Source organism: Poritiphilus flavus (genome assembly GCF_009901585.1).
Classification (GTDB): Bacteria; Bacteroidota; Bacteroidia; order Flavobacteriales; family Flavobacteriaceae; genus Poritiphilus; species Poritiphilus flavus.
On record NZ_WXYO01000006.1, the window covers coordinates 194,453 to 210,746 of the forward strand.

At 45.3% G+C, this 16,294-nt stretch carries 11 protein-coding genes; 9 read left to right on the forward strand and 2 right to left on the reverse strand.

Annotation, left to right across the window (positions count from 1 at the left end; all coding sequences use genetic code 11):
* Nucleotides 1-30: 30 nt before the first annotated feature.
* Nucleotides 31-489, forward strand: a complete 459-nt coding sequence (locus GTQ38_RS13640; RefSeq protein WP_161436098.1) for an Lrp/AsnC family transcriptional regulator — start codon at nt 31-33, stop codon at nt 487-489.
* Between the two features lie 102 nt (nt 490-591).
* Nucleotides 592-1,998, forward strand: a complete 1,407-nt coding sequence (gene lpdA, locus GTQ38_RS13645) for a dihydrolipoyl dehydrogenase (protein ID WP_161436099.1) — start codon at nt 592-594, stop codon at nt 1,996-1,998.
* 73 nt (nt 1,999-2,071) lie between these two features.
* Here lpdA and GTQ38_RS13650 read toward each other — a convergent pair whose 3' ends face one another.
* Together GTQ38_RS13650 and GTQ38_RS13655 are read right to left on the reverse strand one after the other, a co-directional pair.
* The gene (locus GTQ38_RS13650) at nt 2,072-3,490 is read right to left on the reverse strand and encodes a DUF3179 domain-containing protein (protein WP_161436100.1); all 1,419 of its coding nucleotides are present in this window, start codon (nt 3,488-3,490) and stop codon (nt 2,072-2,074) included.
* Nucleotides 3,491-3,575: 85 nt separating this feature from the next.
* Nucleotides 3,576-4,757, reverse strand: a complete 1,182-nt coding sequence (locus tag GTQ38_RS13655) for an acyltransferase family protein (RefSeq protein ID WP_161436101.1) — start codon at nt 4,755-4,757, stop codon at nt 3,576-3,578.
* Nucleotides 4,758-4,887: 130 nt separating this feature from the next.
* Between GTQ38_RS13655 and GTQ38_RS13660 the strand changes: the two genes are divergently transcribed.
* From GTQ38_RS13660 to GTQ38_RS13690, 7 genes are all read left to right on the forward strand, one after another.
* Nucleotides 4,888-5,421: an NADPH-dependent FMN reductase gene (locus tag GTQ38_RS13660; protein ID WP_161436102.1), complete on the forward strand. Its 534-nt coding sequence runs from the start codon at nt 4,888-4,890 to the stop codon at nt 5,419-5,421.
* A 6-nt stretch (nt 5,422-5,427) separates the two neighbouring features.
* On the forward strand, nt 5,428-6,729 hold the full coding sequence (locus GTQ38_RS13665; protein WP_161436103.1) for an anthranilate synthase component I family protein: 1,302 nt from the start codon (nt 5,428-5,430) through the stop codon (nt 6,727-6,729).
* A 40-nt stretch (nt 6,730-6,769) separates the two neighbouring features.
* On the forward strand, nt 6,770-7,594 hold the full coding sequence (locus GTQ38_RS13670; protein ID WP_161436104.1) for an alpha/beta hydrolase: 825 nt from the start codon (nt 6,770-6,772) through the stop codon (nt 7,592-7,594).
* Nucleotides 7,521-8,915 (forward strand): tRNA lysidine(34) synthetase TilS, encoded by a 1,395-nt coding sequence (gene tilS / locus GTQ38_RS13675; protein WP_238857938.1) that lies wholly within the window; start codon nt 7,521-7,523, stop codon nt 8,913-8,915. Before GTQ38_RS13670 ends, tilS begins: the two co-directional genes overlap by 74 nt.
* Complete coding sequence (locus tag GTQ38_RS13680; RefSeq protein ID WP_161436105.1) at nt 8,912-10,900, forward strand: protein-disulfide reductase DsbD family protein; 1,989 nt, start codon at nt 8,912-8,914, stop codon at nt 10,898-10,900. The genes tilS and GTQ38_RS13680 overlap by 4 nt, the downstream gene beginning before the upstream one ends.
* Before the next feature lie 113 nt (nt 10,901-11,013).
* Nucleotides 11,014-13,410 (forward strand): penicillin acylase family protein, encoded by a 2,397-nt coding sequence (locus tag GTQ38_RS13685; RefSeq protein WP_161436106.1) that lies wholly within the window; start codon nt 11,014-11,016, stop codon nt 13,408-13,410.
* Nucleotides 13,411-13,509: 99 nt separating this feature from the next.
* On the forward strand, nt 13,510-16,284 hold the full coding sequence (locus GTQ38_RS13690; RefSeq protein WP_161436107.1) for a TonB-dependent receptor: 2,775 nt from the start codon (nt 13,510-13,512) through the stop codon (nt 16,282-16,284).
* Nucleotides 16,285-16,294 lie beyond the last annotated feature (10 nt).

A 16,294-nucleotide genomic window follows, 5' to 3' on the forward strand; every position in this document is an offset into this window, starting at 1 on the left:
ATTAATTCATAAAAAGGAAAATCTTTCGGCATGCAACTGGACGAAATTGACAAAAAGCTGCTGATGTTGTTACAGACAGACAGCAAACGGACGATCAAGGCCTACGCCAATGATCTGGAACTGTCCAATACGGCTGTTTACGAGCGAATCAGACGGTTGGAGAATAAGGGGGTAATAGCAAAGTATGTTACCCTATTAAACAAAGGTCTTATTGACAAGGCCTTTGTGGTCTTTTGTCATGTTAAACTGGTACAACACATCAAGGAATATGTGCGTCAATTTGAGCGAGAGGTCCTCCAGCTTGAGGAGGTTGTTGAGTGCTACCATATCAGCGGAGACTACGATTATCTCTTAAAGATCTGTGTTAAGGATATGGAAGCCTATCGGGAATTTTTGGTAGGTAAATTAACGGCTTTGAAAAATATCGGCAGCACCCAAAGCTCGTTCGCGATCCAGGAGGTCAAATACAGTACCGCCATTCAGCTTTAAAGCTTGGAACACCGCCTTGTTGAACCGTAAAACATTCGTACTTTTGTTAATTCAGAATGATCCTGTTCTGAGCGAATTTATTCTTTATACAAAAATCATATTATGACGCAATACGATGTGGCCGTTATAGGCTCCGGCCCGGGCGGTTATGTAGCTGCAATTCGCTGTGCCCAACTGGGAATGAAAACCGCGATTATTGAAAAATATTCCACCCTTGGCGGAACCTGTTTGAATGTGGGTTGTATCCCATCCAAAGCCCTGTTGGATTCCAGCCATCACTACGAGGATGCTGTAAAGCATTTTGAGACCCATGGTATTGAGATCCCCGGAGAAGTTAAAGTAAATCTGGAAAAAATGATCGCCAGAAAGCAGGCCGTTGTAGACCAGACCACCAAGGGGGTGCAGTTCCTTATGGACAAGAATAAGATTGATGTATACGAGGGATTAGGAAGTTTTCAGGATGCCACACATGTTGAGATCGCTAAAAGCGACGGCAAAAAGGAGACCATTGAAGCTAAAAACATCATAATAGCCACAGGATCCAAACCTTCAAACCTCCCGTTTATCACTTTGGATAAGGAACGCGTTATCACTTCCACTGAAGCTTTGAAACTTCCTGAAATACCCAAGCATATGATTATCATCGGAGGAGGGGTCATAGGACTGGAACTTGGGCAGGTATATAAACGCCTGGGTGCCGAGGTTACCGTAGTGGAGTTTATGGACCGTATCATTCCCGGAATGGATGCCTCTCTTTCTAAAGAATTGATGAAAGTGCTTAAAAAGCAAAAAATGAAATTCCTCCTCTCTCACAAGGTAAAATCTGTGGAACGCAAAGGCAAGGAAATCACGGTGAAAGCAGATAACGCCAAAGGGGAAGAGGTAGTTCTCAAAGGCGATTACTGCTTGGTTTCCGTAGGAAGAAGGCCATATACCGAAGGACTGAATGCGGAGGCCGCCGGGGTAAAAATTGACGATCACGGCAGAGTAGAGGTCAACGAACATTTGCAAACCGCAACTCCGAATATTTACGCTATAGGCGATGTGATACGAGGCGCGATGCTGGCCCATAAGGCCGAAGAGGAGGGGACCATGGTTGCCGAGATCCTTGCCGGACAAAAGCCCCATATTGATTATAATCTCATTCCCGGGGTGGTTTATACCTGGCCTGAGGTAGCCGCTGTCGGGAAAACGGAGGAAGAACTCAAGGAAGCCGGGGTGGCTTACAAGGTCGGCCAGTTCCCAATGCGCGCATTAGGCCGGTCCAGGGCAAGTATGGATATTGATGGCTTCGTAAAAATACTGGCTGATGCGTCCACAGACGAGGTTCTTGGGGTGCATATGATAGGGGCCCGATGCGCGGACCTGATCACAGAAGCCGTTACGGCAATGGAATTCCGTGCTTCGGCCGAAGATATCTCCAGGATGAGCCATGCGCATCCTACCTACGCGGAAGCGGTTAAAGAGGCCGCGCTTGCTGCTACGGATAACCGCCCATTGCATATCTAAGCCTGAAGAAATTAGAAAACCCCATCCGCCCTTTAGGGCGCGATGGGGCATCTCCTCTTCATAGCAATCCTCCTCATTTGATCAATTGTACATCAGGAAAGGCCGCCTTGTAACCAAACCAAAAGGCGTTAAAAGTCGGAATCCGTTTTAAGGATTGACCGCTTTCCGATACTAACTCGTTCTCGCTCAGTATCCATTTGCCTCCCTGAGTGTCCTGTGCTTTGGATCTACCGTCGTAGGTCTTAAATTCTAATGCTGCGGTGTCGAACACGCGATGGGCACCGGTCCGGTCCGTGAATACCGTAAAATTTGTGTTTCCCAGCCTGGAATGGTAAATGGGATTCTTCGCAAGGAATCTACTGGAAATCGCCAGATTTTCACTTGTTTTGTTCTGAAGTCGTATGGCCAGTATCTCTGCTTTGTTCTTTAGACTGTTGTCAGTTTTAGGAACACCGAACATCAATTCGTCTGTCGCAAAATAATCGCGGTAGGCAGCTCCTTCACTATAATCTCTTCTGTGCCCGGTATCCAGAGATAGTACTGTAGTCTTTGGCTGGCGCTTCTTCCATTCACCCCAGGTAGTGGTCACCACACTGAGATAGTCTAATTGTATGCCTTTTCCTGCCAGGGGGCCGATCACAGGCTCCCCCTCCAGGGTACTCCACAGAGATTGCGTCTCTTTATCATACATGAGTTTATTGGAGCGATACAGAAATCCACTGGTTCCCATGCTGTGCCGGACCCCTTTATGGTCCGTCTTATACAGTATGACCGTTCCGCAAAGTGTGCAATATACCCCGGCCACGGGAGTATCTCCAACAGTATCTACAAACATTTCATGCCAGGCCAGTATGCGTTTTGGATAGGCTCTGGCGTCTCCGTTGACCTCTATGCCAAAAACCACGTCATCGTCATTCAGATAATAAGCCCCGTCTGCCGCTATCATTTTGGGGTTTCGCAAGGGTGGTATTCCATCCTGTAGCACCCCTCCCCATCGGACCTCATCCAATCGGATCCTGGCTGTGGAATGGCGTTCGGAAAAATACTTGTAGAATCGCGGATCTATGAGTTGATGAAGCTGGGCTTTGAATTCAAAATAGGCAGGTGAGAAGGTTGCAGGTCGGTTCCACAACCACTCAAACCATTTGTCCAGGTCTGCACCATACGCCTTACCCGTCTTGCGTTCCAAAAGATGAATAAGCTTTGCTGAATGTTTGCCGTTCAGGGAAAAGTATATACTCTCCAGGAGCATAACTTCATAACCAGGCTTCCAGTTGTTATCGATATATATGATGGCCTGTGTGGCTACACTTTCTTCATTACGGGTGACCAGATTGATAAAATGGCCAATCTCTTGTTCTGTGAGGTCGGTGGATGCGCTCGTTTCCGTTCTATCTATGAATTCGCTTTCTTCACGACTCAGAACGGTAATCAGCAGAAGCGCACTGAATAGAAACGAAAACAGGGTTCCGTACTTGACGAATGTAAACATATCTTTTTCCTAGCTGAAGATATAGTCGACATTCCGACCGGAACATTATGATTTTAACTATATTTTATGATTAATAGCTGGTAGATCAGTTCTTTACGGCCCCTAATAATCTAAGTAGCTTGTAGATGTTCGCCTTCAAAACCCTTTGCGCAGTCTGATAAAAGGGCTCAATTCTGAACCAGGCACTTTTGATGGATTTGCTGATGAATTGTTTTACAGCTACCTCATGGGTATCGTATTGCAGAGCGGCGTAGGAACAAAGAACCATAAACGCCAATGCTCCGGGTATGGCCACAGCCGGGGTCAGGCTATGGTGGAAAAAGCGATACAATCCCAATCCGGTAAAACTTCCGTAAAGGATAATAAAGTGGATTACGTAAATAGATAAGGTATTCTGGCCGATTCGGAGCACTGTCCTTTGGGTAACCAGGGATCTGAAGATCATAAAGACCGCGAATACTACCAAAACATCCCCGAGCCTGATAAACAGATAATTGTTAAAATAGATATCTGCAAACAGCTGTATTCCAGTAAGTCTGGAAAGACTGACAAAGAGGGAAGAGGAATATAAGATCAATGCAAAACCGGATAAGGAAGATATAGCAATAGCCGCAGGATAAAGCCTTTTGTAGTTCTTAAACCGTGTAAATAATACAGATAAAAATCCACCAAAAGCAGTATAACCCATCCATGGGATAATGGTAAAAACAGAACCGTTGGCTTTGGTAAAATAGTTGGCTATTCCTTCCGGTAAGAGCGGGTAGGTCCACAATTTATAGACCGGCTCAAACATAAACAACACCAAGGTTATCCCTAACAGCAATAGCGGGAATATCTTTTGGGCTTTTTGTGAAAGCAGATATACACCGATGATCCCGATAATCGAAAGGCCGATGCAGTGCAGTACGTCAACCAGGTAGAAGGCATCGTAAATGTGTCCTTTAAACAGCCCGAATAAATTCAGTCGGAGCAGGTAACCGATCAATAGCAATTGCAACCCGCGCTTCAGTCCTTTTTTAACCCTTGGATTTTCCAACCCTACCTCCGGAACCCGGATGAGTAAATAAGTAAATATGAAACCGGACACCGTAAAAAAGACGGGTGCGGTTATTCCACGGAAATACTTCCAGACGGTATACACGGAACTATCAGGATCCCGGAAGACCGTATCCAGTAGACCGTCAATGAAATGACCCTGGAGCATCATAAGAATAGCCCAGGCCCTCATGGCGTCTATGAAATACAGTCTTGCGGCTTTAGTTTTCATTCCGATGAATTACCCCTATATACTTGTATAAGAGGGTTTTTGGATGTTTTACTCGGCAAAATTAGATAAAATACTCGCAATTCAATCGGTTTTGCGGTATTTTCGCCAAGAAGAACACAATAATCATTATATGGCGACAATCTTGGCATTTGCTGGTAGCAACTCCTCCAACTCCGTGAATTTCAAATTGGTAAAATATACCGCAACCCTGGTTGACCCGCATCAGGTTCAACTGCTGAATATGGCAAATTTCCCGTTCCCGATGTATAGTATGGACTATGAAAAGGAAAAGGGCTTTTCCAATTCGCTGATAGAACTTAAGAACGATATACAAAAAGCAGAGGGCCTGATCATTTCAGTAAATGAGCACAACGGCAACCCCTCTGCCTACTTTAAGAACCTGATCGATTGGCTTTCCCGTCTGGAGAGAGGCTTTCTGAAAGGCAAAAAGGTACTTTTGATGTCTGCCTCTCCAGGGCAACGCGGAGGAGTAGGTGCCTTAGCAGTAGTGAGTGCGATTTTTGGTCGTTTCGGCGCAGAGGTCTTTGGCGAGTTTTCACTTCCCCGTTTTAATGAGAACTTCAAAGAAGGTGAGGGAATCACGGATTCCACTCTGGCAGAAGCGCACAGCAAGGCATTGAATGATTTTCTTTCTCAAATTTGACACCCATTGCGTGACAAGGTCACATTCACGATTACGGAAGTTCCGAAGTTCAAAGAACAATTATTGGCATGGGCCAGGCAATTTGATCGCTTAATTTGGCTGGATAGCAACGATCACAAAAGGAAGTACAGCTCTTTTGACGCTTTATTGGCGGTAGAGGCAAAGACGGAGATCACAATGGCTAAACCGAACGCCTTTGACCGTTTGAAGGAATTCAGGAAGCAGACTTCAGACTGGATCTTCGGGTACTTCTCCTATGATCTCAAGAATGAGATAGAGCAATTGGATTCCAATAACCCCGATGGCCTTGGCTTTCCAGACCTCCATTTTTTTCAACCCCTGAAGATCATACGAATAGTTGACAATAGTGTGGATTTCCTCTACCTGAACGAAGTTGAACAGGAGGCCCGGACGGACTTCGTGGCTATCCTTGGTTTGTTACCCCCTGAAGCAAAGACGGCATCTGAATCCCATCCGGTACGAATTCGTATGCAGATATTTAAGGATAGCTATTTTGAAAGGGTCAGACAATTGTTGTCGCATATTCACAGGGGAGATGTCTACGAGGCCAATTTCTGCCAGGAATTCTTTATGGAGAATACGGAAATTGATGCTGAAAAAACCTTTAAAGAACTCAATGCCATCTCACGTCCACCTTTTGCAGTTTACCTGAGGAGGGATGATCAGTACCTGATGTCTGCCTCTCCCGAACGCTATCTGAGAAAAGAGGGGTTAAAACTGATCTCCCAGCCCATAAAAGGTACAGCACGTCGCTCAGGGGATGAGGAGGAAGATTTCCGTTTGAAGAAAGCCCTGGAACAGGATCCCAAAGAAAGGGCGGAAAACATAATGATCGTCGACCTGGTGAGAAATGACCTCTCCAAAAGTGCAGTGAAGGGTAGTGTACAGGTAGAAGAGCTTTGCAAGGTTTACACCTTTGACCAGGTACATCAAATGATATCCACTGTTGTTTGCCAGCTCGAGGAGCGCACGGACCCCGTTGAGCTTGTCAAAGAGACATTTCCCATGGGCAGTATGACCGGGGCTCCAAAGATCTCGGCAATGAAAATTATTGAAGAACTTGAAGCCAGTAAAAGGGGGCTATATAGTGGTGCTGTCGGGTATTTTACCCCGGAAGGGGATTTCGATTTCAATGTAGTTATCCGCAGTATCTTGTATAACGAAAGTCGAAAATATGTTTCCTACTCGGTTGGAAGCGCTATTACGGCCAAGGCGTCCCCGGAAAAGGAGTACGAAGAATGCCTTATAAAGGCCAAAGCGATGAAAGAAGTACTTGAAAAAGGCTGATCTCTTTTCAGTGCCGCAAAAAAATACTGACCTTGTTCCAATGAAGCGAGAAGAATTCTTTGAGGATACCCAGCATACCAGACTCTTTTTACAACTGGTAGAACCACTTGAACCAAAAGCAGTTGTGATACTGGTACACGGATTGGGTGAACATTCCGGCAGATATCTGGAAGGAGTAGTGCCGGCGTTGTTGGAAGCATCCTGTGCTGTATTGCTATATGATAATATTGGACATGGCAAATCCGGTGGAAAACGGGGTCATTGCCCTGGTTATGAGGCCTTGCTGGATATTCTTGGATTTGTCCTGACCAAAGCTCAGCAAAGATTCCCGGAACTGCCGGTCTTTCTTTATGGTCATAGCATGGGTGGGAATCTGGTCTTAAATTATGCTCTGAGGTATAAACCGGATATCGGCGGGCTTATAGTTACAAGTCCTTATCTGAAACTGGCCTTTAAACCACCCGCCTGGAAAATGTTTTTAGGCAAACTAATGCTGAAACTTTATCCCTCACTCACCCTGCCTTCTGGTTTGGATCCAAAGGGAATTTCAACGCTGACCGAAGAAGTGGAGAAATATCAGAATGATCCGCTGATCCATGACAAGGTGAGTCCCATGTTCTCCTTTCCGGTAATGGACGCAGGTATTCGGGCCATTAGAGATGCCCATTTATTGCAGCTGGATACCTTGCTGTTTCACGGTTCCGAAGATCCGATCATAGCCGTAAACGGCACCCGGGAGTTTCACAATAATTCTACGCAGACAACCTTAAAGATTTTTGAGGGGTGCCTGCATGAGCTTCATTATGACCATCGCAGGTCTGAGCTCTTCACAGAGATCCGAAATTGGCTGCAGAAACAACTTTAAGTACTTTTGGGTTGTGCTGAATGAATTCAAAGAACATATTGAAAAGACATTTCCTGAAATTCAGAAGGAGCCTTTCTTAATTGCCTGCAGTGGGGGTGTGGATAGTACGGTGCTGGTGCACTTATGCGCTGCACTTAAATTGGATTTTGGGATTGCACATTGCAACTTCAAACTTCGCGGAAAAGAGAGTGAGAAAGATGCTAAGTTCGTTGGCCAACTTGCTGATAAATTGCAAAAGCCATATTATATAAAAAGCTTTAAAACAGAAAGTTACGCAAATAGAAATAAACTGTCAATTCAAATGGCGGCTCGGGAACTACGCTATGAATGGTTTAAAGAGCTCGTAAAGGAGAAGGGGTATTCCTGGCTGTTAACGGCGCATCATTTGGACGATCAGTTGGAAACCTTTCTTATCAATCTCTCCAGGGGTTCAGGAATAGAAGGTTTGGCTGGAATTCCCGGGAAAACCGACTGGGTTGCAAGACCATTATTAGGATTCTCCAGGGAGCAGATAGTTCTGTATGCATCAGAACAAGGATTGGAATGGCGTGAAGATGCTTCAAATACGGATACCAAATACCTTAGGAATCAGATCAGGCATGAGCTATTGCCAAAACTTAAGGAATTGCATCCTACCTTTTTAAAAAATTTTAAAAATTCCCTGTCCTACCTGAGTGGCAGCGCCGCGATTCTTGAGCAGCAGGCCGACGAACTCCGAAACCGGCTATTCCAGTCAGATGCCGATGTTATCAGGGTGGATTGCAATAAGCTAAGTCAACTTCAGCCACTGGACGCCTATTTACACTTGTTGTTTAAGGATTATGGCTTTACAGAGTGGAGTGATCTACAGTCACTGCTAACAGCAGTTAGTGGCAAAGAGATCCGTTCTAAAACGCATCGTTTACTCAAAGACCGGGACGAATTGCTGCTGGCAGAGTTGCGGGATGGGAATTACGAAGAATATGAAGTTTTTAAAGAGGATAAAGGGCAAGAAACCCCGTTTCGTCTTGTAAAACAAGAAGTTAAGGCCATTGAAGAGACGGGGAAACGGATAATATATGTTGATAAAGAAACGTTAAACCCTAAGCTGGTCGTAAGGAAATGGAAGAAAGGAGACTATTTTTATCCTCTGGGAATGCAGGGCAAAAAAAAGGTCTCTAAGTTCTTCAAGGACGAGAAGATGGACATTATTGCCAAAGAAAAACAATGGCTTTTATGCTCTGGAGACGACATCGTCTGGATTTTAGGCAGACGTGCGGACGATAGATTCAAGGTAACGGATGCTACCGGGCATATCCTGAAAATTACCTGGTTGGAATGAAACATATCTTAGTTAGCATACTGACATTATTTACCCTGGGTCTTGCCTTTGCGCAGACTGAGGATGAACCTGTATTGTGGTCGCAGGAAATGAATCAGCTTTCAGATTCTGAATACGAACTCGTCTTTAAGGGAGACATCCTCGAAGGCTGGCACGTATACTCTCAGTACACGGCGGAAGGTGGCTCTTTACCCAGTGTTTTTACCTATGAAAAGGCGGGAGAATCCTATGAATTGCTTGGGGAGACGGAAGAAAGTGAAACCCTTACCGCTTATAGCGATATCTTTGAGGTAGACGAGACCTTTTTCAAGAAAAAGGCGGTTTTTACGCAAAAGATCCGCCTACTGGAACCCAGACCTAATCAGATTGAGGTCGTTCTTTTTTATCAGGTATGTAAGGAAGTTTGTATTCCCAAGGAAATCGTCTTTAATTTTTCCCTGGATGGTCAGGCGGTCATTACCGAGGAAAAGACCCTGGATGATAAAAGTAAAGCTCTTGCAGCTTCGCTAAAGCTCGACCTAAAGAATAAGGAGTTGCTGAGTGCCGAAGGGCAAGTGGATGCTAACGGAGGTTCAGCGCTTTGGATGATCTTTGGTTTGGGATTCCTGGGAGGTTTGATAGCCTTACTGACCCCCTGTGTTTTTCCCATGATCCCGCTTACTGTGGCTTTCTTTACCAAGCATTCCAGAGACCGTTCAAAAGGAATTCGGAGTGCACTGCTGTACGGTTTCTTTATCGTCCTGATCTATTTTCTGCTGAGTTTGCCATTTCACCTGTTTGATTCGGTAGACTCTCAGATCCTCAACACCATTGCCACGAATATGTGGCTGAATATTCTGTTCTTCCTGATCTTCGTTTTCTTTGCCTTCTCATTTTTTGGCTATTACGAGCTTACCCTGCCCAGTTCATGGGCAAACAAGATGGATGCAGCCTCAGGGAAAGTAGGCGGTGCCCTGGGTATTTTTTTCATGGCTGTTACTCTGGCGATAGTTTCATTCTCCTGTACAGGTCCCATTTTAGGCGGTTTGCTGGGTAGTACTACCTTGGCGGTAGGCGATGTAGCGGATAATTTATCTGCCGGGATGCTCGGCTTTGGCCTGGCCCTTGCATTGCCTTTTGGCTTATTCGCATTGTTCCCTGCGTGGTTGAATTCCTTGCCGAAATCAGGAGGTTGGATGAATACGGTTAAGGTGGTCCTGGGTTTTCTGGAATTAGCCCTTGCATTGAAGTTTCTCTCTAATGCGGATCTTGTTGGAAACTGGGGACTGCTTAAAAGGGAGATATTTCTTGGCATTTGGATCCTTCTCGGATTACTGCTTACCATTTACCTCTTTGGTGGGCTTCGGTTCACAAAAAGTGATAGTGGGCAAAAACTTTCAAAAACCAGGATTGGAGTAGGGGTGCTCAGTGGTCTCTTCGCCATATACTTAATCCTGGGCTCGCTTCAGTTTGTTAACCTTAAACTACTCAGTGGTTTTCCACCCCCTGATTTCTATAGCATATTTGAAAAAGAAAGCGATTGTCCCCTTGGAATAGATTGTTTTAAGGACTTTGATCAGGGAATGACTTTCGCCAAAGAAAACGGTAAGCCCGTTTTGCTTGATTTCACAGGTTGGGCCTGTGTAAACTGTCGCAAAATGGAAGAAAACGTCTGGAGTGAACCCGAGATCTACAATATGCTAAAAAACGATTTTGTATTGATCTCCCTTTATATTGACGATAGGAAACAGCTGCCGGAATCAGAGCAATTCGATTTTAAATTCCAGTCGGGTCGGGTAAAGACCATTGAAACCATAGGTGAAAAATGGGGAACCTTCCAAACCGTTAATTTTGGAGCAATTTCCCAGCCGTATTATGTCTTGTTATCTCCCGAATTAGAAGTTCTGAATTCGGCGATTCAAACAACGGATAGCGACACATACAAGGCCTGGCTCCAGGGAGGCTTAAGAAAATACGTACAAATCGCCCTGCTTGAAAAAAAGTAGATTTTCGTCTTTAGTTATTCAGTTTCAGGCTATTAAAATCAACAACCTCACTTACGATTACCTGGTTTTTTTATCGTCAAAATACCGCTATCTTTAATATGCAAAACTGACACGTGAAAAAGCTAAAAAGATTTGGCCTTGTTCTTCTTGCCCTGTTGTTACTACTCGTGATCGCCACAGTGGTCTTATTTTTAAAGCTTAAACCGGACTACGACGGAACTGAATCCATGGCGAATCTCTCCGGCGCTGTTGAGGTTTACTTTGACCCCCATGGGATTCCGCATATCTATGCACAGAACGAAGAAGATGCCTTCAGGACCCTGGGTTATGTACATGCCCAGGACAGGCTGTGGCAGATGGAGTTATTGAGGAGGGTTGCGCGTGGAGGCCTGTCCGAGGTTTTTGGAAAGGACCTTATACAGACAGACAAATTCTTTCTTGCACTTGGCATAGATGAGAACTCCAATAAGGCGGTTGGGCTTCTTTCTCCGGATAGCGAAACCGCCATACTCTCACAGGCATATTTGGATGGAATTAACGAATTCATCGCCAATGGGCCGACACCAGTTGAATTCTACCTGACCGGTTTGGAAAAGACCGAGTTTACGCTTGTAGATGTTTATAATGCTATGGGCTATATGGCCTTTAGTTTCGCAATGGCCCACAAAACGGACCCTTTGCTTACTGAGATCAGGGAAAAGTTGGGGCCAGACTACCTGAAAGACCTTGGGATTGATATAGGACCGGAATTGGAACGCATCCCCAACCATAAACCCCGGCTAACAGATTCTACCCTGAATTTACTATCTGCGGTTACCGACAGGGCAATGGAAAAGTTGCCGGTACCACAATTCATTGGCAGTAACAGCTGGGTACTTGGCCCTGAGAAAACAGCCAACGGCAAGGTTATCCTGGCGAACGACCCCCATATTGGGTTTGCCCAACCATCAGTTTGGTACGAGGCACATCTGGTGACCCCGGATTTTGAAAAATACGGCTATCATATGGCGGGTATACCGTTTCCAATCCTTGCTCATGACAGGAATCTCGCCTTTGGGATGACTATGTTTCAGAATGACGATCTGAATTTTTATTACGAGCAGCAAAATCCCAATGACAGTACCAAATACCGTAGTCCTGACGGATGGAAAGAGTATGAAACCCTTAGCCGGCAGATTGTGGTTAAGGACTCGGGTAGTGTGACCTTCACCTATCGTAAAACAGCTCACGGACCTCTCATGAATGGAATAGCGGCTGAGTTGAAGGAAAGCGACCCGGTTAGCATGTCGTGGATGTACACAAAGGGCGAGAATAAATTACTGGAGGCCTTGTATGGTATGAGCCATGCTGACGATCTGGAATCTTTCAGGATTAACTTACCTAATGTTCATGCACCGGGATTGAATATTATGTACGGTGATGCCAATGGGAATATAGGATGGTTTGCGACTGCAAAGCTCTACCTCATGCCCGATGGTACCCATACCAAGTTCATTCTGGATGGGTCTTCAACCAAAGATGAACCATTGCGCTACCTGGACAATTCAGAAAATCCCAGGGCTATAAATCCCAGGTCGCATTACGTGTATTCAGCGAATAATCAACCGGATTCCATTACGGGAGGACTTTATCCCGGCTATTATCTGCCTGAAGACCGTGCAAAACGCATAGTACAATTGCTGGATTCTACGGATAATTGGGACCTGCGCCAGGTAAGTGAAATGATGCTGGATGTGACCTCATCAGTGAGTCCTGAGGTTGTAAAAAACCTGGCCAAATCCGTGGATGTTAAACAACTGTCCGATGATCAGATCAAAAAACTGGATCGTCTTAGCGCCTGGAACGGGGACTTTCCGTTAAATAGCATAGCAGCCTCAGTATATCAGCGATGGATCTCCTTCCTGTTAAGGGACATTTTTATGGATGAACTGGGGGAGGAAGGTTTTAATCAGCTACTCAGGACCCATTTGTACAAACGCCTGATCGCTTCTATGGCAAAAATGGAAAATTCCATCTGGTGGGATGATGTCAATTCGGAAGACAGTGTTGAAACACGCAAAGACATTATTACCCGTTCCCTGGTGCGTGCTATTGAATCGCTGGAAATGGAATTTGGGGAGGATGGCGCCAGCTGGACCTGGGACAAGCTGCATACCTTGGAGCACAATCATCCAATTGGGCGGGTAGAAGCCTTGAGGTCCTTTTTTAATGTTGGTCCCTTTCCCATCGAAGGAACACGAGGGGTAATCAACAATATGTCCTTTACAGATAATACGGAAGGCGGTTACAACGTAAGTTCCGGCCCCTCTACGAGACGTATCATAGACTTCTCCGATATTGAAAATAGCGTGAGTATTTTACCAACCGGTCAATCCGGAAATCCCTTCAGCCGTTATTACCAGGATCAGGCCGTTTTATACAATAAGGGTGAATTTCGGAAAATGCTTATGAATAAAGAGGAAATCGTAGAGACTTCGAATTCTTTGCTTATCTTTAATCCAAGAGATTAGCTAATTCAAACATCAATACCGGTCCATTCTTTAAATTGCTATGAAGAGAAGATCTTAGGATCGATCTGAGGGTATGGTTAGGGCCGCATTTTCGTCTAAATGAGATACAAAATACTCGCCCTTACGCTTTTCCTGGCGCATGCGCTAACTTTCGCACAAACTACCAACACCTTAACATTTTCAGCACAGGATTCTGATATTGAATCTGTTATAAAACAGATTGAAAGCCTGAGTCCCTATCGTTTCTACTTCATCAGCCAGTGGTTTGGCTCTAAAAAAGTAAGTGTGGATTTTGCAGATGCCAGCCTGGATGAGGTACTTACAGAGCTTTTTAAGGAAACAGATATCAATTACTACCAGCTGAATGAAAATGAGGTGGTACTTTCCAAAAACAATACAATCTACGACAGCCTTCCGGAAGATTTCTTTCAAAAAGGAACCCCCGTGGTTACGGATGATACCGGTGTAGACCCGGAGAATGAGTCGCCAACACCCATTTTCTATGCGGATGAGACCTCAACGGAAGAGGAACAGATAGAGACCATACGGATTGGAAGGGAAAACCGTCAGGATCGTCAGGCCAGATATACGCTGTCTGGCTATGTGCGAAACGAAAAGACCAATGAACCTATTGGAGACATCGCCATAGTGGTTACCAACAGGGGGTTAGGTACCGTGTCAGACGAAAACGGATATTATCAAATTAGTCTTCCGGCTGGGCGCAACCTGCTGGAAACCCGCTTTATCGGCATGAAAAGTGTTAAAAAGAACGTGATCGTGTACAATTCCGGTCAACTGGACATATTCGTCGGAGAGAGCGTTCAGCAGTTGAGTGAAGTTATCCTTGAGGCTGATAAGAAGAAAAATGTAGAAGAGGAGGTGACAGGTACAGAGATCATAGATTCGGAAGAAACTAAAGATATTCCCCTTGTACTTGGTGAGCGTAACGTCCTTCAGGTAGCTACCACGCTTCCGGGGATCTCCACCGCTGGTGAGGGGGCACTGGGGATCAATGTCAGGGGTGGTAAAACAGATCAGAACCTGTTCTTAATGGACAATGCCGTGGTGTATAACCCGACCCATTTCTTTGGGATCTTCCAGGCGCTTAACCCCTTTGTTACCAAAAGTGTTGAGATATACAAAGGCAATATCCCCGTGGAATTTGCCGGCCGTCTGTCTTCTGTATTTGATATACAAACCATAGACGGGAATACCGACAAGTTTGCTGGTGAAGCCTCTATAGGACCGGTTACGGCGAATATCGCCCTTGAAGTCCCTATTAAGGAGGGCAAATCCTCCCTGGTACTGGGCGGTCGGGGCGCCTATTCAGACTGGATCCTCAGGTCCCTGGACGATGAGGACCTTAGCAACAGTGAAGCCTCTTTCTACGATGTCATTATAAACTATACGGATCGCATTAATGAAAACAACCGCCTGAAAGCGACGGCCTACTACTCCCGCGATAATTTTAGCATTACTTCAGATTCCCTCTTTGGTTACAGTAACCGGGCAGCTTCCGTGGAATGGAAACACACCTTTAATGAAAGGAATAATGGAGGGCTGGTATTGTCTAACAGCCGTTACGCCTTTGATATCGAGTTCGATGGCGAAAGCAATACGGATTTTGACCTGGGCTACTCGGTAGAGGAAACCGAACTGAAGCTTTACAACAATTTCAGATACAGCGACAAGCATACCTTTAAATATGGGATTGCCGCCAAATTGTATACGGTAAATCCTGGTTCCATAGATCCGCTTGGACCCGATTCGGCGATCAATCCAATTACGGTTCCGGAGGAAAAAGGCTTCGAAGGAGGTATTTATATAGGGGATAATTTTACCATATCCGAAAAGTTCGCCATCAATGCAGGAGTACGCTATTCATTTTTTGCAGCCCTTGGGCCTTCGGAACAGCGGGTTTATGCAGAGGGAGTACCCAGAAATCAGGGGTCCCAGATAGGGACGGAGACCTTTGATAACAATGAGGTCATTGAGACTTATGGCGGGCCGGAACTACGGCTTTCTGCCAGATATCTCATCACACCGGACTTTTCGATAAAGGCCAGTGTTAACAATATGTACCAGTATATTCACACCTTGTCCAATACCACTACGGTATCACCCATAGACACCTGGAAACTGTCCGATTCCAATATCAAACCACAAACCTCCCAGCAGGCTACCCTGGGCTTCTTTAAGAATTTTGAGGACGATATGTTTGAAGTAAGCCTTGAAGGCTTTTACAAGCGTTCCCAGGATGTTTTGGATTTTAAGACAGGGGCTCAACTGCTGCTGAACCAGCAAATAGAGACTGAAGTACTTCAGGGAGACGGCCGGGCCTATGGCGTAGAATTCCTTTTACGCAAGAACCGGGGTAAGCTGAACGGATGGCTGGGCTATACCTATTCCAGATCCAAGATCCGTTTTGACAGCCCTTTCCCGGAAGAGCGTATCAATGGAGGGGTATTTTTTCCATCCAATTACGATAGGCCTCATGACGTAAGCCTTATCGCGAATTACAAATTCACACGGCGTTACAGCTTGTCACTTAATTTTGCATATCAGACGGGGCGACCGGTGACCTATCCCATAGGTCAATTCAATTTCAACAATGCGGAATACGTTTTTTACAGTAATCGTAATGAATTCCGCATTCCGGATTATTACCGTCTTGATCTGGGTGTAAATATTGAAGGCAACCATAAGATTAAAAAGTTGGCCCATAGTTTCTGGACAATTTCCGTTTACAACGTTTTGGGGAGAAACAATCCCTATTCCGTGTTTTTTGTGACAGAAGCGGGAGAAGTAAGGGCGTTGCAAAGCTCCATATTTGCCATTCCCATCCCGTCTATAACCTATAATTTTAAATTCTAACCGCTGGTGA

What these genes read in the sequence shown, in the direction of transcription:
- GTQ38_RS13640 (WP_161436098.1), top strand. Translation starts at nt 31, where the DNA reads ATGCAACTGGACGAAATTGACAAAAAGCTGCTGATGTTGTTACAGACA.
- lpdA (WP_161436099.1), top strand. Translation starts at nt 592, where the DNA reads ATGACGCAATACGATGTGGCCGTTATAGGCTCCGGCCCGGGCGGTTAT.
- GTQ38_RS13650 (WP_161436100.1), bottom strand. Translation starts at nt 3,490, where the DNA reads ATGTTTACATTCGTCAAGTACGGAACCCTGTTTTCGTTTCTATTCAGT.
- GTQ38_RS13655 (WP_161436101.1), bottom strand. Translation starts at nt 4,757, where the DNA reads ATGAAAACTAAAGCCGCAAGACTGTATTTCATAGACGCCATGAGGGCC.
- GTQ38_RS13660 (WP_161436102.1), top strand. Translation starts at nt 4,888, where the DNA reads ATGGCGACAATCTTGGCATTTGCTGGTAGCAACTCCTCCAACTCCGTG.
- GTQ38_RS13670 (WP_161436104.1), top strand. Translation starts at nt 6,770, where the DNA reads ATGAAGCGAGAAGAATTCTTTGAGGATACCCAGCATACCAGACTCTTT.
- tilS (WP_238857938.1), top strand. Translation starts at nt 7,521, where the DNA reads ATGAGCTTCATTATGACCATCGCAGGTCTGAGCTCTTCACAGAGATCC.
- GTQ38_RS13680 (WP_161436105.1), top strand. Translation starts at nt 8,912, where the DNA reads ATGAAACATATCTTAGTTAGCATACTGACATTATTTACCCTGGGTCTT.
- GTQ38_RS13690 (WP_161436107.1), top strand. Translation starts at nt 13,510, where the DNA reads ATGAGATACAAAATACTCGCCCTTACGCTTTTCCTGGCGCATGCGCTA.